21 protein-coding genes and 2 pseudogenes are annotated in these 24,438 nt (G+C 69.4%); 14 read left to right on the top strand and 9 right to left on the bottom strand.

Translation table 11 applies throughout. From position 1 onward, the window contains the following. Positions 1 to 161: 161 nt before the first annotated feature. The 6 genes from pstA to VGV13_16335 form a co-directional block, all read right to left on the bottom strand. On the bottom strand, positions 162 to 1,763 hold the full coding sequence (pstA, locus tag VGV13_16360) for a phosphate ABC transporter permease PstA (GenBank protein HEV8642663.1): 1,602 nt from the start codon (positions 1,761 to 1,763) through the stop codon (positions 162 to 164). Next, complete coding sequence (locus tag VGV13_16355; protein HEV8642662.1) at positions 1,760 to 4,030, bottom strand: ABC transporter permease subunit; 2,271 nt, start codon at positions 4,028 to 4,030, stop codon at positions 1,760 to 1,762. The genes pstA and VGV13_16355 overlap by 4 nt, the downstream gene beginning before the upstream one ends. Further along, positions 4,031 to 4,984 carry a phosphate ABC transporter substrate-binding protein PstS family protein gene (locus tag VGV13_16350; protein ID HEV8642661.1) on the bottom strand — a complete coding sequence of 318 codons (954 nt, stop codon included), beginning with the start codon at positions 4,982 to 4,984 and terminating at the stop codon, positions 4,031 to 4,033. A gap of 100 nt (positions 4,985 to 5,084) precedes the next feature. Next, the gene (locus tag VGV13_16345; protein ID HEV8642660.1) at positions 5,085 to 5,870 is read right to left on the bottom strand and encodes an alkaline phosphatase PhoX; all 786 of its coding nucleotides are present in this window, start codon (positions 5,868 to 5,870) and stop codon (positions 5,085 to 5,087) included. Positions 5,871 to 6,004: 134 nt separating this feature from the next. Then, positions 6,005 to 7,813, bottom strand: coding sequence for an ATP-binding protein (locus VGV13_16340; protein ID HEV8642659.1), 1,809 nt, complete (start codon positions 7,811 to 7,813; stop codon positions 6,005 to 6,007). Then, positions 7,813 to 8,499 (bottom strand): response regulator transcription factor, encoded by a 687-nt coding sequence (locus VGV13_16335; GenBank protein ID HEV8642658.1) that lies wholly within the window; start codon positions 8,497 to 8,499, stop codon positions 7,813 to 7,815. Before VGV13_16335 ends, VGV13_16340 begins: the two co-directional genes overlap by 1 nt. A 131-nt stretch (positions 8,500 to 8,630) precedes the next feature. On the opposite strand from VGV13_16335, the pseudogene VGV13_16330 reads away from it, so the two are divergent. From VGV13_16330 to VGV13_16315, 4 genes and pseudogenes are all read left to right on the top strand, one after another. Further along, positions 8,631 to 9,059 (top strand): annotated as a pseudogene (locus VGV13_16330) (PaaI family thioesterase). A 340-nt stretch (positions 9,060 to 9,399) separates the two neighbouring features. Beyond that, positions 9,400 to 9,708 carry an RNA-binding protein gene (locus tag VGV13_16325; protein HEV8642657.1) on the top strand — a complete coding sequence of 103 codons (309 nt, stop codon included), beginning with the start codon at positions 9,400 to 9,402 and terminating at the stop codon, positions 9,706 to 9,708. Between the two features lie 79 nt (positions 9,709 to 9,787). Further along, on the top strand, positions 9,788 to 10,006 hold the full coding sequence (locus VGV13_16320) for a hypothetical protein (GenBank protein HEV8642656.1): 219 nt from the start codon (positions 9,788 to 9,790) through the stop codon (positions 10,004 to 10,006). Further along, positions 10,003 to 10,290: a hypothetical protein gene (locus VGV13_16315; GenBank protein HEV8642655.1), complete on the top strand. Its 288-nt coding sequence runs from the start codon at positions 10,003 to 10,005 to the stop codon at positions 10,288 to 10,290. Before VGV13_16320 ends, VGV13_16315 begins: the two co-directional genes overlap by 4 nt. Position 10,291: 1 nt before the next feature. Here VGV13_16315 and VGV13_16310 read toward each other — a convergent pair whose 3' ends face one another. Then, entirely contained in the window at positions 10,292 to 10,510 is a 219-nt protein-coding gene (locus VGV13_16310; protein ID HEV8642654.1) for a CDGSH iron-sulfur domain-containing protein, read from the bottom strand. Positions 10,511 to 10,588: 78 nt separating this feature from the next. Between VGV13_16310 and VGV13_16305 the strand changes: the two genes are divergently transcribed. The 10 genes and pseudogenes from VGV13_16305 (at position 10,589) to VGV13_16260 (ending at position 21,954) form a co-directional block, all read left to right on the top strand. After that, positions 10,589 to 11,950 (top strand): CUAEP/CCAEP-tail radical SAM protein, encoded by a 1,362-nt coding sequence (locus VGV13_16305; GenBank protein ID HEV8642653.1) that lies wholly within the window; start codon positions 10,589 to 10,591, stop codon positions 11,948 to 11,950. Between the two features lie 329 nt (positions 11,951 to 12,279). Next, positions 12,280 to 12,525: pseudogene (locus VGV13_16300) on the top strand (NifU family protein). Positions 12,526 to 12,610: 85 nt separating this feature from the next. Continuing rightward, a complete protein-coding gene (locus VGV13_16295; GenBank protein ID HEV8642652.1) occupies positions 12,611 to 13,840 on the top strand; it encodes an ATP-grasp domain-containing protein in 1,230 nt (409 codons plus the stop codon). A 367-nt stretch (positions 13,841 to 14,207) separates the two neighbouring features. Then, positions 14,208 to 15,485, top strand: coding sequence for an ABC transporter substrate-binding protein (locus VGV13_16290; protein HEV8642651.1), 1,278 nt, complete (start codon positions 14,208 to 14,210; stop codon positions 15,483 to 15,485). A gap of 41 nt (positions 15,486 to 15,526) precedes the next feature. After that, positions 15,527 to 16,348, top strand: a complete 822-nt coding sequence (locus VGV13_16285) for a branched-chain amino acid ABC transporter permease (GenBank protein HEV8642650.1) — start codon at positions 15,527 to 15,529, stop codon at positions 16,346 to 16,348. Between the two features lie 32 nt (positions 16,349 to 16,380). Further along, a complete protein-coding gene (locus VGV13_16280) occupies positions 16,381 to 17,289 on the top strand; it encodes a branched-chain amino acid ABC transporter permease (GenBank protein HEV8642649.1) in 909 nt (302 codons plus the stop codon). Continuing rightward, a complete protein-coding gene (locus VGV13_16275) occupies positions 17,286 to 18,011 on the top strand; it encodes an ABC transporter ATP-binding protein (GenBank protein HEV8642648.1) in 726 nt (241 codons plus the stop codon). The genes VGV13_16280 and VGV13_16275 overlap by 4 nt, the downstream gene beginning before the upstream one ends. Further along, positions 18,008 to 18,715, top strand: a complete 708-nt coding sequence (locus VGV13_16270; GenBank protein HEV8642647.1) for an ABC transporter ATP-binding protein — start codon at positions 18,008 to 18,010, stop codon at positions 18,713 to 18,715. Before VGV13_16275 ends, VGV13_16270 begins: the two co-directional genes overlap by 4 nt. Before the next feature lie 403 nt (positions 18,716 to 19,118). Continuing rightward, positions 19,119 to 19,580, top strand: coding sequence for a Fic family protein (locus VGV13_16265; protein ID HEV8642646.1), 462 nt, complete (start codon positions 19,119 to 19,121; stop codon positions 19,578 to 19,580). A 400-nt stretch (positions 19,581 to 19,980) separates the two neighbouring features. Continuing rightward, a complete protein-coding gene (locus VGV13_16260) occupies positions 19,981 to 21,954 on the top strand; it encodes a dehydrogenase E1 component subunit alpha/beta (protein ID HEV8642645.1) in 1,974 nt (657 codons plus the stop codon). Positions 21,955 to 22,067: 113 nt separating this feature from the next. Here VGV13_16260 and VGV13_16255 read toward each other — a convergent pair whose 3' ends face one another. Together VGV13_16255 and VGV13_16250 are read right to left on the bottom strand one after the other, a co-directional pair. Further along, positions 22,068 to 22,556, bottom strand: coding sequence for a tetratricopeptide repeat protein (locus VGV13_16255; GenBank protein ID HEV8642644.1), 489 nt, complete (start codon positions 22,554 to 22,556; stop codon positions 22,068 to 22,070). After that, entirely contained in the window at positions 22,553 to 24,172 is a 1,620-nt protein-coding gene (locus tag VGV13_16250; protein HEV8642643.1) for a hypothetical protein, read from the bottom strand. The genes VGV13_16255 and VGV13_16250 overlap by 4 nt, the downstream gene beginning before the upstream one ends. Positions 24,173 to 24,438: the final 266 nt, after the last annotated feature.

Below are 24,438 nucleotides of genomic sequence, written 5' to 3'. Positions count from 1 at the left end.
CTTTCCGTCAGCGTGCAGCTTGATTCGGGTGCGGAGGTCGTGCGTCGTTCCGGTGTAGAGCCGTTGATCTCGATCACTCCGCAACACGTACGTGTAGTACACGGCGCCTCCCTTGGCGCGAATAGTTGGAACGGCACTAGGCGCGAATAGTTGGAACGGCACTAGACGGCCGCGGTCGCGTACCGGCGGCGGAGGCGGTTGCGCAGACTGATCGCGACGAGATTCATGAGCATCACGATCGCCAGCAAGAGCAACGTCGTCGCGAAGACCATCGGGCGGGCGGCGTCCACGTTCGGCGACTGGAAGCCCACGTCGTAGATGTGAAAGCCCAGGTGCATGAATTTTCGCTCCAGGTGGACGAACGGCCAGAAGCCGTCGATCGGCAGCGAGGGCGCCAGCTTGACGACGCCGGTGATCATGAGCGGCGCGACCTCGCCGGCCGCGCGGGCCATCGCCAGGATCAGGCCGGTGAGGATCGAGGGCAGGACGGCCGGGAGCACCACCCGGAGCGTCGTCTCCAGCTTGGTGGCGCCCAGCGCCAGGGACGCCTCGCGCAGGCCGCCCGGGACCGCGGCCAGACCCTCTTCGGTCGCCACGATCACGACGGGGATCGTCAGCAGCGCCAGCGTGAGCGACGCCCAGAGGATGCCGCCGGTGCCGAAGGTGGGCGTGGGGAGCGCCTCGGCGTAGAACAGCCGGTCGATCGTGCCCCCGACGAAGTAGATGAAGAACCCGACCCCGAAGACCCCGAACACGATGGACGGGACCCCGGCCAGGTTGTTCACGGCGATGCGGACGGCGCTCACGAAGGGGCCCTGCCGCGCGTACTCGCGCAGATAGAACGCCGCCAGCACTCCCAGCGGTGTCACCATGATGCTCATGATGACGACCATCATGACCGTCCCGAAGATCGCGGGGAACACCCCGCCCTCGGTATTCGACTCGCGGGGATCGTCCGCCACGAACTCCCAGAACTTCGCCAGATAGTACCGGCTCTTCGCCAGCGGGCCCATGGCGTTCGGGAAGTACACGTCCACGACCTGGGCCAGTGCCACCTCCTTGTCTTTCCCGCCCTCGGCTGCGACCACGACGCTGGCGCCCTGCGCCTTCCGGAGCGCCGCTAGCCTCGCTTCCTGCTCCTGGTAGCGTGTCTGGAGCGTGGCCATCTCTCGTCGGAATTGCTCGACCCGGGGTCCCGTGGTGACTCCCCGGAGCTCGAGCCGCCGGAGCCGTAGCCGCGTCTGCTCCTCAGCGTAATTGATCGCCCCGATCTCGCCGGTCTCGATCCGCCGGATCTCCCTCCGGAGCCGGGCCGCTTCGGGTAGCCGCTTCCGGAGCTCCGGCCAGCCGGGCCCCGCGCCGGCGGCGATGGCGTGGCCGGCGTCGCGGACCTCCTTGAGGGTGCCGACGAGCGGACCCCACTCGCTCCGCTCGACCACGAGCGCGTCCGGGCGGTACTCCTGCTTCGCGATTCCGGCCTCCTCGACCCACCGGAAGTCGGCGCCGTACAGGTCTCGATTGGCCACTTTCAGCTTGATCCGGTACTGCCCGGGCTTGCCCGGCACGCGCTCCCGCTCGGCGATCTGGCCGGCCAGCACCGTCCCGTCACGGAGCGTGACGCGGGCCACGGCCTTTGGCCAGAAGAAGCCCAACGCGTTCTGGGCGATGATCCCGATGAGGCCGGCGACCATGAGGAGCGCGAGGGCCAGCGCTCCCGCCGTCAGCCAGATGAACGGATCGCCGCTGCGCCAGAGCCGCTTCACAGGTACCGGTACTTCCTTCGGAGCCGGAGTCGCACGACCTCGGCCGCCGTGTTGACGGCGAAGGTGAGGCAGAAGAGCAGCAACGCTGCCAGGAAGAGCACCCGGAACAGGGTGCCGCCGTCCGGGGCCTCGGGGAGCTCGACCGCGATGTTCGCCGAAAGCGCCCGAAAGCCGCTGAAGATGCTCCAGTCCATCACCGGGGTATTCCCCGTCGCCATGAGCACGATCATCGTTTCACCGACCGCCCGCCCGAAGCCGATCATGACCGCCGAGAAGATGCCGGGGCTCGCCGTCGGCACGACGACGCGGACGGCCGTCTGCCAGCGGGTGGCGCCCAGGGCCAGGGATCCCGCGCGCAGATGCTGGGGCACGTTGGCGAGCGAGTCCTCGGCGATCGTGAAGATGACGGGAATCACCGCGAAGCCCATGGCGATCCCGACGACCAGCGAATTGCGCTGGTCGTAGGTGAGTCCCAACGCTCGCAGGAGCCATCCGTGGTAGTCGCCCCCCAGAAGGGTCGCCTCGATGGCGCCGCCCAGAGCGAACGCCGCCCAGGCGCCCGCCGCCACCACCGGGATCAGGAGGAAGACCTCGGTGCCCGATCGGAAGCGCTGCCGTAACCCGGCCGGCACCGTCCGGTAGACGAGCAGGCCCGCGAGGATGGCCACCGTCAGCACCGGGGGCAGGACGAAGAGCCCGGGGACAACGCGCTCCACGAGGGGCGCCAGCCAGAGCCCGGCCAGAAAGCCCAAGACGACGCTGGGCAGCGCCGCCATGATTTCGACGACCGGCTTGACGTAGCCCTTGATCGCGGAATGCATGAACTCGCTGACGTAGAGCGCAGCCAGGAGCGCCAGCGGCACCGCGACGAGGAGCGCGTAAAAGGTGCCCTTGAGCGTGCCGTAGACCAGCGGCGTGAGGCTGAGCTTCGCCTCGAAGTCGTCGGAGCCACCGGTCGATTGCCACACGTAGGCAGGCGCCGAGTACCCCTCGTACCAGACCTTGCCGAAGAGCGTTCTCAGCGTGACCTCGGGGTTCGGATTGTCGACCGCCCAGTGGACCAGCCGCCCATTCGTGTCCAGCGCGAGCACGCCGTCCGCTTTCGGCGCGAACACCAGCGCGCGCAGTGGGCCGCCGGCGTCCATCCGCAGGAGCGTCGCGCCCGAGGTGCCGTAGCTCACATGGAGCCCCCCGGACACGTCGGCGGTGACGAACCCCTTATCCCGCGTGGACGGTCCGATGGCGACGACCGGGGCCCGATGCCGCGCGAACTCGTGGAGTCCGACCATGCGCAGCGCGCCGCCGTGGGGCGGCGGCACCACCTGCCACGTCGACACGCCGCCGCCCTCGTCGCCGACGACCAGCGTGCGGTCGCCGATCAGGAAGTCCACGACGCTGACGCTCGCCCCCGAGGGGACGTGAGCGACGTCGGCCCGGGCCGGACTCGCCCGGTCGCGCAGGTCGAACCGGACGATCTGGCCGCGGGATGTACCGATGAAGAGGTCCTCGCCACGGCCATCGAGCCTCAGGGCCGTGATCGCTCCGTCGACCTCCACCGGCAGCCGCTCGACCGACGCCCTCTTGGTGGCCGTCCCGATGAGCGCCTTCGTCTCGACGACCGTCTGCAGCATCAGCTCGGTCGGCCCGGTCTGGGCCACCGTGAGCTGACCCGACGCCGGCGTCGCCGCGGCCAGGCGGAGGATCGGCCGGCGCGCCGAGGGGGCGAGGGCCCACGACTCACCGAAGATTGGTGCGGGTGTCACTGCGCGCCGGCCGTCCTTGAAATCGACCTGGAATTTCACCTCGAGCGGGAGCACACGGCCATCGGTCGTGCCGATCAGGTAACGATCGCGCCCCAGCGCCGCCACCGACGCCACCCGGCCCTCTCCGAGCGTCGGGAGGGGCACGGCGGTGATGGCCCGGCCGTCCCCCAGGGCCACGAACCGAAGGACGCCGTCGGCGGTCAACGCGTACGCCACTTCGCGGTACTCGTCGACGCCGAGCCCGGAGGCGAGCGGCGCCGAGGCCAGGCTCGACGTGCCGAGGAGTCGAGCCGCCGGCTTCCGGAAGAGCGGGAAGACCTCGGCGGTGATGACGATGAGGATCATCAGAATCGAGACGATGATGCTGAGCCCGCCCAGCGCGACCAGCCGGGTCGCCCAGCGGTCGAACCGCATCCGGCGATCCGTGCGCGCCTTCGTGAGGACGAGCGGGCGAGCCGCGCCCGCCGGCCCGCCCGCCCTCAGCGCTCCGGTATCGATCGCCACCTACTGCACCTTGTTCAGCTCTTCCTTGGCGATGGCCGCCGGGATCGGGAAGTACCCGTCCTTCACGACGACCTCCTGGCCCTCTCTGGACAGGACCAGCTTCACGAACTCCCGGGTGAGCGGGTCGAGCGGCTTCCCCGGCGCCTTGTTCACGTAGACGTACAGGAACCGCGCGAGTGGGTAGTTCCCCGAGTACGCCTCGTCCATGACGGCCTCGTGGCACTTGTCCTTCTCCGTCGTGGCGAGCGGGACGGCACGGACGCCGGCGGTGGCGTAGCCGATGCCGCTGTAGCCGATCGCGTACCGATCGACCGTGGCGCCCTGGACGACCGAGGCGGATCCGGGCTGCTCCTTCACCTCGTCCTTGTAGTCGCCGTTCTTCAACGCGTGCTCCTTGAAGAAGCCGTAGGTGCCCGAGGCAGAGTTGCGGCCGTAGAGGCTGAGAGGCCGGCTGGCCCACTCGCCGGTGAGGCCGAGCTGGCTCCACGTCCTGATGTCCTCCCGGTAGCCCTGGCGGCGCGACTTGGAGAAGATCGCGTCGACCTGGGGGATAGTCAGGCACTTGATCGGATTGTCCTTGTTGACGAACACCGCCAGCGCGTCGACCGCCGTCCGGATGGGCGCCGGCTTGTAACCGTACTTCTTCTCGAACTGGTCGATCTCCGTGCCCTTCATCGGCCGCGACATCGGGCCGAGCTGGGCGGTGCCGGCGATCAGGGCGGGAGGCGCAGTGGACGAGCCCTTGCCCTCGATCTGGATCTTCACGTTCGGATAGAACTTGTTGAAGGTCTCGGCCCAAAGCGTCATGAGGTTGTTGAGGGTGTCCGAGCCGATGCTGGAGAGGTTGCCACTCACGCCCGCGACCGCCTTGTACGGGGGCAACGCGGGATCGACCTTGACCTCAGCCCCGGCGTTCCCCGCGCCCAGCGCGATGGCCACCAGCGCGACCGTCATACTCCGTCTCCCGTTCGTCCTCATTCGGCTCCTCCTCTTCCCTTGGTCGAATGATGCCTGGTCACTGTTTCAACCAGGTGGCCGTCGTGTTAACAATGCGTTACGACGCGCGCTGGCCGCCTTCGCGGAAGCGGTATCCGATGCCCCGGACGCTGTCAATGCCAGGGCCCTGGACTTTGGCCGCCAGGAACTTCCGACGCAGCCGCAATTCGCCCGGCTCGACGTTCAGCGGGACCTCGAAGGCGTAGCCGTGCGGTTGACCCCAACGGGGCGGACCCTCCGTCGTCTCCTCGCAGGTGAGCCAACCGCGGAAGCCGAAGCCGATCCCGCCGGCGCAGTTGACGATGGTCCCGTTCAAGCTGATGTAGTCCTGGACGAGCCGGTGCCGGCGCTCATCGTAGTCGAGCGTCACGTTGCCGCCGCCGCCGAGGGGGTCGTAGCGCGTTTCGGCCGGGCCGCCGACGGAGCCCTGGCCGGGCGCTGCCCGATCTTCCTGGTTGCGGATCAGACGGACGACGTGCCGGTCGGTGGGATGGGCGAAGGCCGCCATGCCGTCGTGGTTGACGGGGACCGGGTTGCCGTCGGCGAGGGGGTTCCCGATGATGCTGAACGCCCGGTAGTGGAATCCGTGGGGCAGGGCCAGGATCGGAAACGTGGCGAGGTCCGGAAAGCCGGCCGCCGCGATGTCGGCCGTGTTACTGGGCCCGACCGGCGTCAGCGGGCCGTACCCGCGTCCACGCATGTCGCGCCCGCTGGCGGCCAGCGCCGACCGGGCACTCAGACGACCCAGGGCGGTGAGGCTCAGAACAGTGCCGCCGGTGAACAGGGCCGAGCGACCGAGGAAGGCGCGCCGGCTGAGACCGAGGTGTGCGTCGCGCGTCGTCATACTCCATCTCCTTTCGTTCGGGTGAGCCCGGGAGAGCGGATGCGTCATCCGCCCGGAGTATGACCGTGGACGATGACGGCTCGATCAAGCGGCCGTGAAGTTTTTGTGGCGCGGGCAGGAGGGGCGCGGTCTGACTATCCCTTGGTCGCTGACGGCAACGTGAAGCGCACCGTCGTGCCCCGTCCCTCCACGCTCTCGATCGCCAGCTCCCCGCGGTGGGCCATGACGAGGTGCTTGACGATGGCCAGCCCGAGGCCGGTGCCCCCCAGCTCGCGAGACCTCGCCTTGTCGACGCGGTAGAAGCGCTCGGTGATCCGCGGAAGATCAGCGCGGGGGATGCCGACCCCGGTATCCACCACCGAAACCTCGATCTTCCCGTCACCGACCGGTCGGGCGGCGATGGTCACCTGGCCGTCCTCGGACGTGTACTTGACTGCGTTGTCGACGAGGTTGATCAGAATCTGGGCCAATCGGTCGCGATCCACCAGGACGGCGGGGACATCGGGCCCGATGTGCGTGGTGAGCGTCAGCCGACGGCTGGCGGCGCGAGGCCGGACGATCGCCATCACGGACTCCGTCACTTCGCCGAGTCGTGTCGGCTCGATCTTCAGCGACACCTTGCCCAGCTCGATGTTGGAGAGATCCGTGAGATCGTTCACCAATCGACTGAGGCGCTCGCTGTGATGCGCCACGATCTCAAGGAACTTGCGCGCGTTCTTGCGCTCGTCGAGGGCGCCACCCAGCAGGGTCTCCACGTATCCCTGGATCGCGGTGAGCGGTGTCCGCAGCTCGTGCGAGACGTTGGCGACGAACTCGGTCCGCACCTGCTCGAGACGGCGAAGCTCGGTGACGTCGTGAAGGACCATGACGATCCCCGCCTCGCCGCCCAGGCGCAGCGGCACCGCGTTGACCTGGGCCACGCGCTCCCCGACCCCCGCCAGGCGCAGCTCGCGACCGATCACCGCGCCGGGGACCGCCCGGCGGGCCTCGCGGAAAATCTCGTGGAGCCCGGCATCGCGGACCACCTCGAGGAACGGCTTGCCCTCGGCGCGGCCCGGGCGGGCGTCGAACATCCCGCGGGCGCGCTCGTTCATCAGCACGATGTGGTCGCGGCCGTCCACGGCCACGACGCCTTCGACCATGCCGTCCAGGATGGCGGTGACCTTGGCCTGCTCGTACTCGAGGTCCTCGATCTTGTCGCGCAGCCGGGCGGTCATGGCGTTGAGCGCGCGCCCCAGGGTCCCGATCTCGTCCACGGAGCGGACGGGCACGCGGACGTCGAACGCCCCCTCGGTCATCTGGCGGGCGATCTCCTGCATCTCGACGACCGGCCGGGTGACCCGCCGGGCGACGAAGAGCCCGATGCCGGCGGCCACCGCCAGCGCCACCAGGCCGCCGGCCAGCATCACGCGGTGGACGGCGGCGTGGGACGCCGTCACCACCGACAGTGGCAGGGCCAGGCGCAAGACCGCGATCACCCGCCCCCGGTCGCGCACCGGCAGCGCCGTATAGAGGAGGGGCGCGTGGAGCGTCGCGCTCTGGCGGAGGTCGTGTCCGAGTTGCCCCGCGCGCGCGGCGCGCACCTCCGGTCGATCCGCGTGGTTCTCCATGCGCGAGAGGTCGGCCAGGGAAAGGCCGGATTCGCCGAGGACGCGGCCATCCATCGCGATCAGCGTCACGCGGGCGTCGGTGGCCTGAGCCGCGCGGGTGACGAAGGCGTGGATTTCTCCGGTCGAGGCGCCCCTGGCCGCCCGCATACGGGCCTCGTCGTGGAGGAGCCGGGCGGCGGTGGCCAGGCGCGCCTCGACCGAGCCCACGGCCAGGGCTTCGAGGGCCCGGTTCAGATAGAGCCCGGCCACCAGCGACGCCACGCCCACGAACCCCACCAGGGTGAGCGTCAGCTTGATCGCGATGCGCCGCCGGAGGAACTCGAGCAGGCGCATCACTCGGTCTCGAACCGATAGCCCGCGCTCTTCACGGTCACCACGCGGTGGCCCTCGTCCCCGAGCTTGGCGCGCAGGCGGCGAACGTGAACATCCACCGTGCGGGATTCGATCTCGTCGGCTCGCGCGTATCCCCAGACTCGGTTCAACAAGTGCTCCCGCGTGAGCACCCGCCCGGACGCGTCCAGCAGCGCTTCGAGCAGCTCGAACTCCTTCGGGGTCAGGGCCAGGGGCTTGCCGTGGAGCGTGACCACATGCCGCGCCGGATCGAGCACGAGCCCGCCCGCGACCAGCTTCCGCTCGGTCTGGGGGCGTGTCGCCCGCCGCAGGACCGCGCGGACACGGGCGACCAGCTCCTTGGGCGAGAAGGGCTTGACGACGTAGTCATCGGCGCCGATCTCGAGCCCGACCACGCGGTCGACCTCGTCGGTCTTGGCCGTCAGCATGACGATGGGGATCGCCGCCGACGCCGGGTCGCTCCGCAGCCGGCGGCAGACCTCGAGACCGTCCATTTCGGGGAGCATCACGTCGAGCACGATGAGATCGGGCGCGCCGGACTTGACCGCCCGCAGGGCCTCGGGGCCGGTGGCGGCCGTCCGGCAGCGAAATCCGTCGCGCGCGAGATGCAGCACGACGAGGCTCCTGATGTCGGGCTCGTCGTCGACGACGAGAACCTCCTGGCTCATGGTGCCCTCGCGCGGCGGTGGCGCTCCTTGATCTTGCCCGGTCCGGGGCGACTGGGCAACCGCCCGACCCGGCCCCGTGATCGTGCGTCTCCCCCTTGAGGGACAAGGGCGCTACTCTTACCATATCCGCCATGGCCGCCTTCGCTGCTCAAGATCCGAACTTCGAGGCGCGCGTCCGCACGAGTTTCGACCGACAGAACCTCAATCGAACGATCGGCGCGCGCCTGGGCAGAGTGGCTCCGGGAGCGGTGGAGATCGAGCTGCCGTTTCGCGAGGCCCTGGGGCAGCAGCAGGGGTTCATCCACGGGGGGATCGTCGCCGCGATCGTCGATACCGCCTGCGGCTACGCGGCGTTGACTCTGACGCCGGCCGACGCCGAGGTTCTCACCGTCGAGTTCAAGATCAACTTCGTCGCCCCTGCCCAAGGGGAGCGGTTGCTCGCGCGGGGACGGGTCGCCAAGGCCGGACGCACGCTGAGCGTCTGTACGGGCGACGTCGTCGCCGTGAGCGACGCGACCGAGAAGCTGGTCGCCACCATGCTGGCGACGATCATGGTGGTCAGTCGCGGCCGCGGTGATCCCGCCCCGGGAGCAGCATCGCCCACCGACGAGCCGTCACCGTACGCTCGACCGGCATGCGATCGATCGCTCGTCCCCGAGGCCTCCGTGGTGTCCGTGCCGAGGCCGCGGCTGGAGGCAAAGGCTCCGGGAGATCGTGGGACAGGCTAGGCTAGGCCGCGGTCAGCGCGGCGAAGCTCGTGAGATACTGGCACGGCCCCGCCCGGCCGTGTTATAGTGATCGAGCCTGGCGTTCGTGCGTTCCCGTCAGACCGCGTCTCCGGTGCTTCTTCCGCGTTCTGGGGCGTGCTCACTTGGCGGAAGGCTGGAAGGGGGCGCCCCAATGGCGCACAAACTCTTCATCGGCGGTCTTTCCTTCTCCACCACCAGCGAGCGTCTTCGCGAGTTGTTCGCCCAGGCCGGTAGCGTCGAGTCCACCGCCGTCGTGACGGACCAGACCGGGCGGTCCCGCGGCTTCGGCTTCGTCGAGATGTCGACGAGCGAAGATGCCGACAAGGCGATCGCCCAGTTCAACGGCCAGGACGTCGACGGCCGGCGACTGAAGGTCGAGCGCGCGAAGGCGCCCGGCGCTGGCGGTGGCGGACCGCGCTCGGGCTCCGACCGCGGCGGGTCCGGTCGCGGCCGCTGGTAGCCTCGCCCCGCGCCCCGAGAGGCATGAGGCGGGAGCAGCGCTCCCGTCCCGGCCGTTCACCGGCTCCGAGGAGCGTCGAATGAACGTGATGGCATTCTCCACTCCGTCCCGCCCCGACTGGCGCTGGCGTATCGTCAACAACGCCGGCGAGGTGGTCGAAGAGTCGCACAGCACGTTCCGCTCGATCGGCGCCGCCGTGGCCGAGGGGCGGGAGCGAATGAAGGAGCTCAACGTCGACGATCGCTCGGTCCGCCCGCGGCCGTTCGGTCGGACGACGTCCCACCTGCGGCGTCGATGAGTCGCCGTCGGAACTACGGCTTCGAGCGCCGGCGCCGCGAAGATCTACGAAAAGCCCGGCAAGAGGCCAAGCAGCAGCGCAAGACCGAGCGGGATGCCAGCGGCGCCGCCGGGCCCGAGATGGGCGAGGTCCAGGATTCCGGCGCGCCCGAGGGGCGCTGGGAGTGGTTCTCGCCGAGCCGCAGCCGCACCGTCACGACGGAGCCCAAGACCCGACCGCCCGACGATTCCCCCAACGACTGGGTGCTGCTGACGGACGTCGCCGAAGAAAAAAAAGAAGACTGAGCTACTTCCTCTCCTGGGCGACGGCGGCCTCGGCGGCCTTGAAGCCGACCTTGCTGTGGGTGCCGTCACAGAACGGCTTGGTCGTCGAGCCCCCGCAGCGGCAGAGGGCGATGCGGGGGCGGCCGGTGGTATCGACGCGCGCGCCCGTCGGATCGTAGATCTCGACGTCGCCCTCCACCACGTAGGGACCGTTGGGACGGCAGGTGATCTTGACGGTCATCGCGTCCTCCTCCTGAGCTGTGCTGCCGTCGTACCATACCACGCGCCTGTCCAGGCCCGGAGGTAGACTAGAACGTCCATGAAGGAGCCCGGCGCGATTCTCCTCGTCGCCTGCTACGAGCTGGGCCACCAGCCGCTGGCGGTAGCCTGGCCGGCGGCGTTCCTGGAGCGGCGCGGCTACGCGCCCGCCGTGATGGACGTCTCGGTCGAGCCCTTCGACGTCGAGCAGGTCCGGCGCGCGCGCGTGGTGGCGATCTCGGTGCCCATGCACACGGCGCTACGCCTGGGCGTGGGCGTAGCCGCGCGCGTGCGTCAGGTCAATCCCTCCTGTCACATCTGCTTCTACGGACTCTACGCGACGCTGAACGCGGGCTACCTGCTCGCCCACGGCGCCGACTCCGTCCTGGCCGGAGAGCTCGAGCGGGCGCTGGTCGAGCTGGCGCAGACGCTGGAGGCCGGCGAGCGACCGGCGCCCGGGAGCCCGTGGCTCGAGAAGCTCGACTTCCCGCTGCCCAGCCGGGTGAAGCTGCCCTCGCTGAAGAAGTACGCGCACCTGGAGCGCGAGGGACGGCTCGAGCTCACCGGGTACGTCGAAGCCAGCCGCGGTTGCAAGCACCGGTGCCGCCACTGCCCGATCCCGCCCGTCTACGGCGGGCGCTTCTTCGTGGTCCCCCGCGAGGTCGTCCTCGCCGACGTCCGCCAGCTCGTGGAGGCCGGCGCCACCCACGTCACGTTCGGCGACCCCGACTTCCTCAATGGGCCCGGCCACGCGCTGGCCGTGGCGCGCGGGCTGCACGCCGAGTTCCCCGCGGTGACCTTCGACGTCACCGCCAAGGTGGAGCACCTGCTGCGCCACCGGCGGCACCTCGGCGAGCTGGCCGGGCTCGGCTGCGTGTTCATCGTCTCGGCGGTCGAGTCGCTGAGCGACACGGTCCTGGCGCACCTCGCCAAGGGCCACACCCGCGCCGACGTGATCGAGGCGCTGGGCGCCGTGCGCGCGGCGGGCATCGCGCTGCGGCCGACCTGGGTCCCTTTCACGCCGTGGACGACGCTCGACGACTACCGCGAGATGCTCGACTTCGTCGAACGCGAGGGGCTGATCGATCACGTCGACCCCGTGCAGTACTCGATCCGGCTGCTCGTTCCCCCCGGCTCGCTGCTCCTCGAGAGCCCGGCCATGCGCCCGTATCTGGGCCCGCTGATCGAGGGCTCCTTCTATTACCGGTGGATGCATCCCGACCCGCGGATGGACCGGCTGCAGGAGGGGGTCGCCCGCCTGGTCGCCGAGGCCGCCGACCGCAAAGAGGACGCGGCGGTCACCTCGGCGCGCATCCGGGCGCTGGCCGACGAGGTGGCCGGGCAGCCGTCGCGTGCCGTGCCCATGCCTCTGCCTTCCGACCGCAAGCGCCCGCCACGGCTGACCGAGCCCTGGTTCTGCTGAGCGGAGCCGACCGAGGGCCAGTTGGCCCTCGCCGAGCGAGTCGGGCCCTGATTGGCGGAGCTCGGTACGCCCTCCTCGACCACGCTATCCACTGAGCATCGCGTGCCCTCTCGCTACTCGGGCCTCCGGCAACCCCCTGAACCACGGGTCTCGGAGGGCGTACCCAGCCCCGCCACATCCGCCCGACACGCGCGGCGCGGGCCCAGCAGCCCACGGTCGGCTCGCTCCGTTCACGCATCATCTGGTACCATACGCGATTGAGAGGTGACGTCATGACCACCGAGAGCACGGACAAGAACGGGGACCTGAGATCGCGGGTGCAGGACCTCATCGACACGATGATCAATCCCGCGGTGGCGGGGCACGGCGGCTATGTCGAGCTGATCGACGTCCAGGACAACCGCGTCTATCTCCAGATGGGTGGGGGCTGCCAGGGCTGCGGCGCGGCCGACGTCACGCTCAAGGCGGGGATCGAGCGGCTGCTCAAGGAAGAGCTCCCGGAGATCGCCGAGGTGCTCGACACGACGGACCACGCCGCCGGCAGCAACCCGTACTACACACCCGGCAAGGCCTGAGCATCGAGCGCCGGCTCCGCCGGCGCAATCGAATCCTCGGGGGAGGTCTCGGAGGGGGCCGTAACCTCCGCCCCCTCCGATGGTGATGGCCAGGCTGCTGCTGCTCCTGCCCACGACGACGTACCGCACGGAGGCTTTCGTCGACGCCGCGCACAAGCTCGGCGTCGATCTCGTCTGCGCCTCCGAGCGCCCGAGCACTCTCGAGGAGCTGGCCCCCGGCACCCTGCTGACGCTCGACTTTGCCGACCCTGAGGGCGCCGCGGCCAGGGTCGCCGAGTGGAGCCGGGGGCGGTCGCTCGACGCCGTTGTCGGCGTCGACGACCTCACCACGACCGTGGCCGCGGCGATCGCCCACCGCCTGGGCCTGCGCGCGAACCCCGTGGCCGCGGTGGCCGCCGCGCGGAACAAGTACGAGATGCGCCAGTGCCTGGCCGCGGCCGGGGTGCCCGTCCCACGCTTCCGGCGCCTGGCGCTGAAGGACGATCCGTTCACGGCGGCGCGCGGCGTGGCCTTCCCCTGCGTCCTCAAGCCGCTGGCGCTCTCCGCCAGCCGCGGCGTGATCCGCGCCAACACCGTGGACCAGTTCATCGCCGCCTTCCGCCGAATCGGGGCCATCCTCCGTCGCGACGACGCTGCGGTGAGCGGCGAGGCCGCCGAGTACCTGCTCGCCGAGCAGTTCGTCCCGGGGCTCGAGGTGGCGCTGGAGGGGCTCCTGGTCGGCGGCACGCTCCACACCCTGGCGCTCTTTGACAAGCCCGACCCGCTCGACGGCCCGTTCTTCGAGGAGACGATCTACGTCACGCCCTCCCGCCTGCCCGAGGCGATCCAGCGCCGGATCATCAAGGTGACGGCCGAGGCCGGCGCCGCGCTCGGGCTCCGGGAAGGTCCGGTGCACGCCGAGCTGCGGGTGAACGACGACGGCCCCTGGGTCATCGAGGTCGCCGCTCGCTCCATCGGGGGCCTCTGCTCGCGCACGCTCCGCTTCGGCACCGGCATGAGCCTCGAAGAGCTCATCCTGCGCCACGCGCTGGGCTGGACGATCGACTCGCTGGACCGCGAGCGCCGCCCGGCCGGCGTGATGATGATCCCGATCCCCCGGGCGGGGCGGCTCCAGGCGGTGCACGGCAAGGAGCCGGCGGCGGCGGTGGAGGGGATCGAGGAGGTGGCGATCACCGCGCACCTCGGCCAGGAACTGGTGCCGCTGCCCGAGGGCTGGCAGTACCTCGGCTTCATCTTCGCGCGCGCGGAGACGCCGGAGGCCGTCGAGAAGGCGCTGCGCGAGGCGCACGCGCACCTGCGCTTCGACGTCGCCTGACGTCTCATCCGGGGACGAGCCGTTCGCTATTCGAGCCCGCGGTACCAGCCTGGGGGCGGCGGGTCCTGCTGCACCCGGTTCCTCATCATCGAGACGCCGGAGACCTGCATCCAGCAGATCCAGCGCACTCGCGCCTCGTCGGCACTACCACTTCAAACTGGCCTCGCCTGCCACGGCCCACGCCGCGCACGCATACCGGCCGGCGACCACTTCCCACTCACCCCCGGCAGTGCGGCTACGATCCCGTGCGCCTCAACAACACCGGCCGCCAGGTGGCACAGGGGACGACATTTTCATTGACCGGCGATAGGGCGGGCTCGCGGACCTCGCGCCAATGGTGCTAGCATTCGGCGCACGGAGGACCGCCATGATACGTCTGCTCGCCCTCATCCTGGCTCTGCCGGTCGCCCTGGCCACGACCCTCGCCGCCGCACCGCGGCCGGTCAGCGCGCAGGCCAGAGAGATCGTCATCGGCATCTCGTACCCCATGACCGGACCGAACGCCCAGGCCGGGATCGACGACAGGCCCCTTTTCGAGATCGCCGCCGAGATCGCCAACGGCACCGTCGACCTTCCCTTCCCCTTCTACCAGCGGCTCAAGGGGTTGCCCGGGCTCAAGGGCGCCAAGGTGCGGCTGATCTTCTCCGACAACCAGTCCAAGCCCGACGTCGGCCAGGCCGAGGCCGAGCGCCTGATCACGCAAGAAAAGGTGCACGCGCTGATCGGCTGCTGGGCCTCCAGCGTCACCGCCACCGCCAGCCAGGTGGCCGAACGCTACGGGATCCCCTTCCTCAACGCCGAGTCGTCCTCGCCGGGCCTGACCCGGCGCGGCTTCAAGTGGTTCTTCCGCACCTCGCCCCACGACGAGCATTTCACGCAGGTCATGTTCGACTTCTTCCGCGACTTCCAGCGCAAGCGCGGGATCACGATCAAGACACTCGGCCTCACCTACGAGGACACGCTGTTCGGCTCGGACAGCGGCAAGGTGCAGAAGGAGCTGGCCCGGAAGCACGGGTACGAGGTGGTGCTGGACCTCCAGTATCGGGCGCGGGCGACCTCGCTCCAGTCGGAGGTCCAGCGGCTGAAAGCCGCCAACCCGGATGTGTGGATGCCGACCTCGTACCAGACCGACGCGATCCTCTTCGCCCGGACCGCCCGGGAGCTCGATTACAACCCGAGGATGCTCATGGCCCAGGACGCGGGGCACATCTCGCCCGACTTCATCGCCCAGGTGGGCAAGGACGCCGAGGGCACGATGACGCGGGCCCCCTTCTCCACCGACCTGATCGACAGGCGCCCGGTGGCCAAGGCGCTGAACGAGATCTACCGGAAGCGGGCCGGCAAGGACCTCTACGACTTCCCCGCCCGCGCCTTCACGGGCATGATGACGCTGCTCGACGCCATCCACCGCGCCGGCTCGACCGACCCCGAGGCGATCCGCAAGGCCCTGATCGCCACCAACATCCCGGGTGACCAGCTCATCATGACCTGGGACCACGTGCGCTTCGACGAGACCGGGCAGAACACGGGCGTGAAGGGGATCATCCTTCAATTGCTGGGCGGCAAGTACCACACGGTCTATCCATTCGACGTGGCCACCCGCGACGTGCTCTACCCGATTCCCGCGTGGAAGGACCGTAAATAACGCCCGACGTCTTCCTGCAGGCGGCGGTCGGGGGCGTGCTGATGGGGTGCGTGTACGCCCTGATCGCCGCCGGCCTCTCGCTCATCTTCGGCCTCATGGAGGTCGTCAACTTCGCCCACGGCGAGTTCCTCACGCTGGCCATGTACGTGGCCTTCTTCGCCTGGCTGCTGGCCAGGCTCGATCCGGTGGTCTCGTTCCCGCTGGCCGCCCTCGTGCTGGCCGGGCTCGGCTGGGCGACCTATCACGGCGTCATCCGCTGGGTCCTCGGTGGGCCGATGCTCGCCCAGATCTTCGCCACCTTCGGCCTGGCGGTATTCCTGCGCAGCGCGGCGCAGTTTCTCTGGGGCGTGGACTTCCGCGTGGTGCAGAACCCGCTTCTCGGGGGTCGTGTCTCGCTCGGCGGCGTGTTCATCGGCCTCCCCCAGCTCACCGCGAGCGTGGCGGCCCTGGGAGCCTTCCTCGCCCTCTACCTCTTCCTGGCCCGCTCGGAGACGGGGCTCGCGCTCCAGGCCACGGCCCAGGACCGCCAGGCCGCCGCCCTGATGGGGATCGACACCGAGCGCATGTTCGCCCTGGGCTGGGCCATCGGCGCCGGGTGCGTGGGCGTCGCCGGCGCGCTTCTGACGATGTTCTTCTACGTTTTCCCCGACGTCGGCGCCACCTTCGCTCTGCTCGCCTACGTGACGGTCGCCCTCGGCGGGTTCGGCAACGTGCCCGCCACGCTGCTGGCCGGCGTGATCGTCGGCCTGGTGGAGGCGCTGGCCGGGCTCCTCATCGCGCCGGCGCTCAAGTACGCGGTCGTCTTCCTCCTCTACCTGGGGGTCGTGCTCTGGCGGCCGCAGGGCCTCTTCGGCCGGTTCTAGCGCGCGCGGTCCCGCTGCTGCTGCTGGGGGCGGTGGCGGCTTTTCCGCTGGTGTTCACCAAGCCGTTCCCACGCCACGTCATGATCCTGATCTTCCTCTACGGGGCCCTGGCCACCGCCTGGAACATCCTGGCGGGCTACTGCGGTCAGATCTCGCTGGGCCACGCCGTCTTCTTCGGCATCGGCGCCTACACCTCCACGCTCTTGATCCGCGAGGCCGCGCTCTCGCCCTGGCTGGGCATGCTGGCCGGCGCCGGGATCGCCGTGGTCGGGTCGCAGCTCATCGGGTACCCGGTGTTCCGCCTCCGTGGTCACTACTTCGCGATCGCCACCATCGCCGTCGGCGAGATCGTCCAGACGCTCGTCATCAACTGGGACTGGGCGGGCGGGGCCCGCGGCCTCTTCGTGCCCATCAAGCGGGGGGACAGCTTCGTGAACTTCCAGTTCCACGAGTCCAAGGCCGTCTACTACTTCATCGCGCTGGGCTTGCTCCTGCTCGCGCTGGGAGCGACGCGCTGGATCGAGGGCTCGCGGCGCGGCTACTTCTTCCGGGCGATCCGCGAGGACCAGGAGGCGGCGGCCAGCCTCGGCGTCCACGTGGCGCGCGAGAAGCACTGGGCGATCGCCGTCTCCGCCGCGCTGACCGCGCTCGGCGGCACCTTCTACGCGCAGTACGTCTTCTTCATCGACCCGGAGTCGGTCTTCCCGCTGTCGCTCTCGATCCTGATCTGCCTCGTCGCCGTCCTGGGCGGGGTCGGCACGCTCTGGGGCCCCCTGGTGGGCGCCGCCGTCCTGGTGCCGCTCAGCGAGGGCACGCGCGTCTGGCTCGGCGGCGGCGGCAAGGCGCTCGATCTCCTCATCTACGGCGCGCTGATCGTGCTCATCGCCGTTTTCCAGCCCGGCGGGCTCGTGGGGCTGGCGGGAAGATTCCGGCGGACATGACGCTGCTGGCGGTCTCCGGGCTGACCAAGCGCTTCGGAGGCATCGTCGCCAACCGCGACATCTCCTTCGAGGTGCGCCCGGGCGAGCTGGTCGGCGTCATCGGCCCCAACGGCAGCGGCAAGTCCACGCTCTTCGATCTGATCACCGGCGTCACGCGCCCCGACGCCGGCCGCGTCGCGCTGGACGGGCGGGACATCACCTCGCTCCGACCCGATCAGATCTGCCGGCTCGGCGTCGCCCGGACCTTCCAGAAGCTGCGGCCCTTCCATCAGATGACGGCGCTGGAGAACGTGATGATCGGCGCCTTGCAACGCGCCGCCGATGTCGGCACCGCCCGCCGGGAAGCCGCGGAGGCACTGGCGAGCGTGGGCCTGGCCGAACGCGCTCACGCCCGCGCGCGGGCGCTTTCGACGGGCCAGCGCAAGCGTCTGGAGCTGGTGCGGGCCCTGGCCACCCGCCCTCGTCTGCTCCTCCTGGACGAGGTCACGGGCGGCGTGGATCAAGGCGCTATCCCTGGCTTGATCCGGCTCGTGCGCGACCTGCACGCGCGCGGCCTCGCGCTGGTCGTCATCGAGCACAACATGCGCGTCATCATGGAGCTGGCCCAGCGGATCGTCGCGCTCCAGCTGGGCGAGGTCATCGCCGAGGGCGCGCCCGCGGAGATCCTGCGCAACCCCCGCGTCATCGACGCCTACCTGGGCGAGAGCTGGCGCCCGGCATGATGCTGGACGCCCGCGGGCTCGACGTGCTCCTCGACGACTATCAGGTCCTCTGGGGGGCGCGCCTGTCAGTGGCGGACGGGGAGATCGTGGCGCTGCTCGGCCCGAACGGAAGCGGCAAGTCCACCCTCATGAACACGATCTCGGGCCTGCTGCGCCCAAAGGCCGGCGAGATCGTCTTCCAGGGCCGGCCGATCGCCGGCCTGCCGGCCCACCGTATCGTCGGCGAAGGGCTGAGCCACGTCCTGGAGCGGCGCCGGCTGTTTCCCTTCCTCACCGTCCGGCAGAACGTCCTGCTCGGCGCCTACAGCTCCGCGGCACGGGCGACACGCGACGATCAGCTCGACTGGGTGAGCGGACTCTTCCCCGTCATCCGCCAGCGCGCCGACCAGCTCGCCCACACGCTGTCGGGCGGCGAGCAGCAGATGGTGGCGGTCGCGCGCGGGCTCATGGCGCGCCCGCGCCTGCTGATGATCGACGAGCCGTTCCTGGGCCTGGCCCCGCGGATCGTCGACCAGATCACCGAGGTGATCCGCGCGATCAACGGCCAGGGGGTCACCGTGCTCTTCATCGAGCAGAACGTCGAGCGCGCGCTGGCGCTCGCGCAGCGGGGCTACGTGCTGGAATCCGGGCGGACGGTGCTGGAGGGGCGGTCGGAGGACCTGCTGCGGTCGGCGGAGGTCAGGCGAGTGTTCCTCGGTGGGTGAGGGCCTGCCTGCGCGCGGCCTTTATGCAGACCGGATATCCAATCGTAAGGATCTGGCGGGCACCCGAATCGCTTCCGCGTCAGAGCGTGACCGCGCCCGGCGGGCCGGAGTAGGCATCGGTTCCCGGGGTCTGCTGAGTTGGGCAGAGGATGTGCTGGCTCGCGCCAACTCCGCTGCCGCCGGTCCAACTCCATACTCTTGCGGTGCCCGGTGGGAGTACCGGCCGGCGGTGCGCCGGCGCGAAGGACACCCCGAGTCCCAGGTGTCTCAGTGGGTCGCTGATCCGAAGGGCTAGGCGCCGGCAGGGCCAGAAAGTAGCGGAACTCCTTCTCTTGGAAGTTCTGGTGATGCTTTGTTTTTAAGGAGTTATAAAGTAGTTTGGTACGTCATATTATTTTTGGCCTTGACGTACCAAATCCATCTGGCGGACGTCCACGCCGGCTTCGAGCGGATTCACCCCTTCCTTGACGGCAACGGCAGAACGGGCCGCTTGGTCCTCAATCTCATGCTCGTCAGGAGTGGTTATCCGCCCGTCATCATCTATAAGGCCGAGAGGACGAAATACCTCAAGGCGCTTCGACGTGCTGACCGCAACGATGATCCATTCCCTCTCGCCGAACTGTTAGCCCGCGCCGTGAGGCACAGTATTGACCGTTTTGTCCTGCCCGGGCTGGCCGGTCCACACAGGATGGTGCCGTTGAGCGCCCTGGTGCGGCCCGGGCTCTCCCTTCTCGCGCTCCGACGTGCGGCGGAGCGCGGCCGACTCAGGGCGCTAAAGAAGACTGACCAATGGTATTCGACTAAACAGTGGATTGATGAATACCAGAAGTCCCGCAGGCGCGGCCCGAAGCCGCGAGGAGCGTAACGTAGAGTCAAGGCGCTACACCATGAGAGATGATTTTCCGGAGGACGTGAAGCGAGCGATTGCCAGCCGCGTCGCTAAACTCTGCTCCAACCCCGAGATCTTTGAAGCTGCCTCGAACAGGGCCAAGCCGTCGCGCGCGCACGGCCATGCGCCGGGCTTGCCAAAAGCCTCGCGCCGGCCGGGACCTCCGGCGGATTCTTGGGCTGGTTTCGGACTAGTTAAGTTATTCGTCTCGGTCGGCCAGCGGCGGTCTCACTTCATCACAGATGAGGTGAAGAGCGCGAGAAACGCGGAAGCCGAGGCTGGCTGTGGCGAGGATGACTCTCCCCCTTGACGCCCCCCGACGCCTCGTGGTCTAAGCAAAGATGCCCGGTCGGCTCACCCGGGGCGAGGAGACACCATGAAGGCCGACACCAAAACGCTGGAACATCTCTACCAGACGATGGTCACGATCCGCCGGTTCGACGAGAAGACGGTGGAGCTCTTCCAGGCCGGGTACGTCAAGGGCACCGCCCACAGCTACGTGGGCCAGGAGGCGGTCGCCGCCGGCGCCTGCGCAGCCCTCCGGGAGGACGACTACATCGTCGGCAACCACCGGGGTCACGGGCACTGTCTGGCCAAAGGGGCCCGGATCGACCGGATGATGGCCGAGCTGATGGGGCGAGAGACGGGCTACTGCCGCGGGCTCGGCGGCTCCATGCACATCGCCGCGCTCGACCAGAACATCCTGGGCTGCAACGGCATCGTGGCCGCGGGATTGCCCATAGGGACGGGCGCCGCGCTGGCCGCGCGGCTGCGGGGCACCGACCAGGTCGTGATCACGTTCTTCGGCGACGGCGGGGCCAACCAGGGCGTGGTCCACGAGGCCATGAACCTGGCCGCCGTGTGGAAGCTCGGCGTGATCTTCCTCTGCGAGAACAACCAGTACGCGCTGTCGACGGCGACCACGCGGGCCACCGCCGGTGAGTCGATCGCGGCGCGGGCGGCCGGCTACGGCTTTCCCGGCGTCCGCGTGGACGGCAACGACGTGCTCGCCGTCTACGCGGCCGCCCAGGCCGCCGTGACGCGGGCGCGGGCCGGCGAGGGGCCGAGCCTCATCGAGGCCGTCACCTACCGCTGGGGCGGCCACAGCATGCGGGCCAATCTGCCCGCCTACCGCACCGAGGCCGAGGAGCTGGAGTGGCGGGAGCGTGATCCGATCGGGCGCTTCGAGACGAAGTTGATCGAGCAGAAGACGGCCACCGCCCCGCGGCTCAAGGAGCTCAGGGAGCAGGTGGAGATCGAGCTCGACCGCGCCGTGAAGTTCGCGATGGACAGTCCCGAGCCCACCGTCGAGCTGATGGAGGCCGCCGTCTATGCGCCCCATATCGAGGTGCGCGAGCCGGCCCCGCCGCCGCCCTCCGGCCGCGAGCTGACGTTCTTCGAAGCGCTGAGAGAGGCGCACCGCCAGGAGATGGAGCGCGACCGGCGCGTGTTCGTGATGGGCGAGGACGTGGGCCTGATCGGCGGCATCTTCGCCGTCACCCGCGGCCTGCGCGAGCAGTTCGGCGACGACCGCGTGCGCGACACGCCCATCTCGGAGGCCACCTTCCTCGGCACGGGTGTGGGCGCCGCCATCGCCGGCCTGCGTCCGATCGTCGAGATCCAGATCTTCGACTTCGTCGCGCTGATGATGGACCAGATCGTGAACCAGGCGGCGAAGTTCCGTTTCATGCTGGGCGGCACGCCGACCGTCCCGCTGGTGATCCGCGGGCCCCAGGGTGGCGGCATCCGGCTGGCTGCCCAGCACTCGCAAAGTCTTGAATCGTGGTTCATCCACGTGCCCGGCCTCGTCGTCGTCGCCCCCTCCACGCCCTACGACGCCAAGGGCCTGCTCATCTCGGCCATCCGCGACGACAACCCGGTGATCTTCCTCGAGCACAAGGTGCTCTATCCCTTCAAGGGCCTGGTGCCCGAGCCCTCGTATGCGATTCCGCTCGGCCGTGCCGACGTCAAGCGCCCGGGCAGCGACGTCACCGTCGTCGCCACCCAGGTGATGGTCCACCGGGCGCTGGCCGCCGCCGAGGAGCTGGCCAAGGACGGCATCAGCGTCGAGGTGATCGATCCGCGGACGTTGGCGCCACTCGACGAGGAGACGATCATCGGCTCGGTCGCCAAGACCGGGCGCCTGGTCATCGCTCACGAGGCCGTGAAGCGGGGTGGCTTCGGCTCCGAGGTGGCGGCGGTGATCGCCGAGAAGGCCCTCGACTACCTGGACGCGCCCATCGTGCGGGTCGGCGCGCGGCTGGTGCCGATGCCCTTCAACGAGAACCTCGAGCGGGCGACCATCCCCAGCCAACAGGACATCGCCGCGGCGGTCCGCGGCCTGGTCTGAATCGGAGGGGGCGGACGTTACGGCCCCCTCCGAGGCCTCCCCCAGGACTCGTTGCGCCGGCGGAGCCGGCGCTCGGACCGGCTAGGACTCCAGGCTTCCCGCCCGGGCTCGGCTCACTTCGCCCTCCGCTGGCGGTAGGCGCCGATGGCCTTCTTGAGGTCGGCGTACTCCGCGCAGGGGATCAGGCAGATCTTCCCGAGGGCGGCCAGATGCTCCTCGGCCTTCGCCAGGTCGTTGACCATCAGATAAGCCTCGCCGACGTACTCGTGGGCGCCGCGATGGCGCGGGTTGAGCTGCAGCGCGCGCTGGTACTGCCGGAAGGCGAGATCCAACTGGCCGGTGTGGCGATACGCATAACCGAGGTAGTTGTGGATGTCGGCGTTGCGCGTGTCACGCAGCGCCGCCGACGACAACGACCGGATCGCAGCGTGCCAGTCCTTGGCCTCGATGGCCGCGCGGCCCGCCGCGTAGTCCGGATCGACCTGTGCCGCGGCGGGACTCTCTTCGGTGGGGTCCGCGGCCGCCGCCGCCGGCCGAAGGGCCAGCCAGAGCCCGATCAGCGCGACGGCGACGAGCGCCCGGCGATCGCCCCCCGCGATCATTTGCCAGCGACGCGCTGCCTCAGTCCCCGCAGTTCGGGGCGGTCACTGTCGGCATTGCGCGTGAGGCGCGCCAGCTTATCGAAGTACCCGGCCGCCTTCTTCTTGTCGCCCACGGCCTCCGCCGCCTTGGCCGCGCCGTAGAAGCCCCGCAGCCGCATCGGCGCCGCCTGCAGCGACGCCTCATACTCCTTCAGCGCCGCCGGCGCCTGGTCGTGCGCCATCAGCATGTCGGCGAGCAACTCGCGCATCGGGTAGAGGCGGTTCTCCATCGCCACGTGCTTCTCGCTGGCGTCCTCGAGGTCGGCGGCGGCCCGCATGAACTTGAGCGCCTCCTCGCGATTGTCCCGACCCTGCGCGACCCAGGCCTGCGCCGCGATGATCTGTATCTCGACCTGACCTGCCCAGTAGCCCTGGTTCGCCTTCTCCAGGCCCGCGCGCAGCTCTTTCAGCGCGTCGATGTCCGCTTGCGCGGCCGTGAAGCCGCCCGAGCGCGCGGCGCCCAGCGCCCGCGCGAAGTGCGTGATCGCCTCCGCCGCCGGGACACCGGTGCCGACCGGTGTCAGCTGCGCGGCTCCCCGCCAGTCCTGGCGCTCGAGCGCGTAGCGGGCCGGCACGGCCGCCCGCGCCGTCGCTCCGGCCAGGCGCGGCCCCACCACCTTCTTGATCGCAGCGGTCTCCTCGATGAGCGCCTTGGCCTTGGCGTCCTGGCCGAGCTGGAGATAGGCGTACTGCATGAAGTCGTACGCGTGCGGCACGCCGGCCAGCGTGCCGTCGAGGTTGCTCTTCACAGCGTATTCCTTGGCCACCGCGACCGAGCGCTGATTGGACGCGATCGAGGCATCCCACATGCCGACCATCGAGTAGATGTGCGACGGCATGTGCTGGGCATGCGGCGCCGACGGCGCGATCTTGGCGTACTTGTTGGCGACGGGCACGCCGCGCTTGGCCAGGGGCGGGAAGTCGTAGCTGTGGATGAGGTAGTGCGTCACGCCGGGGTGATCCGGGTACTTCCGGTCGATCGGCTCCAGGATCTTCACGGCCTTCAAGAGATTGTCGAGGCTCTTGTGGTCGAATGTCTCGTTCAAGGCCAGCGCGTAGAAGATCTTCGCCTCGACGTCGTCGGGATACTTCTTGACCAGCGCCTCCATCGCCTTCTCGTAGTTCTTCGTGCGCGTGTCCTGGTCGACCTTGTCGTAGCCCTGGTAGAACTCCTTGAGAGCGGCCAGCCAATCGCGCTCGCGCTGGGTCTTGGCGCCGATCGCCTCGCCCTTCTCGACGGCCTCGAGTCCGCGCTTGAGGATCGCGGCGTCGAACGGTCCCACCAGCGGGTTCGGACGCTGGCTGATGGCGATGCCCCAGTAGGCGATGGCGCAGGTCGGATCCGTCTCCGGGATGGCCGCGAAGGCCTTCACCGTCTCGGGAAAGAAGAAGGAGTGCTGCATGGCCAGGGCGCGTTCGAACTGCTTCTGCGCCGCCGCCGTGCACGAGGTCTTGAAGAGCACGCGCCCGAGCTTCTCGCCGCGCGGCTTCGTCGCCGCATCATCGTCTGCCCACGCGGGGCCCGTGACGATGCAGGCGGCCAGAGCGAAGACAAGCGGAATGACCCTGTATCTCATGTCGCCCCTCCTGGTCTCGCACGCCGACAGGTGTCTCTACGGGCCACGGCCCCCGCTCGGGAGGCCCCCCTGACGCGGTGGAGCGTAGCGAGCCTGCGACGGATGGTCAAGGGGAGGCTGTTCCGCTTGCTGCTGCTACATGAAAATGTCATGGGGTAACTGCTACGTGAAAGTGTCATGGGGGGCTCCCTTCGTGGAAGTGTCATTCCCCCATGGAGACCTTCACGATGAGCCGGAAGGAGTTGCTCCGGGCCGGCCTGGTCAGG

It is taken from the genome of Candidatus Methylomirabilota bacterium (assembly GCA_036001065.1).
In the GTDB taxonomy this organism is placed as follows: Bacteria; Methylomirabilota; Methylomirabilia; order Rokubacteriales; family CSP1-6; genus MNEF01.
Note: the sequence above shows the minus strand (reverse complement) of the source record. Positions and strands in the feature narration are given on the sequence as shown.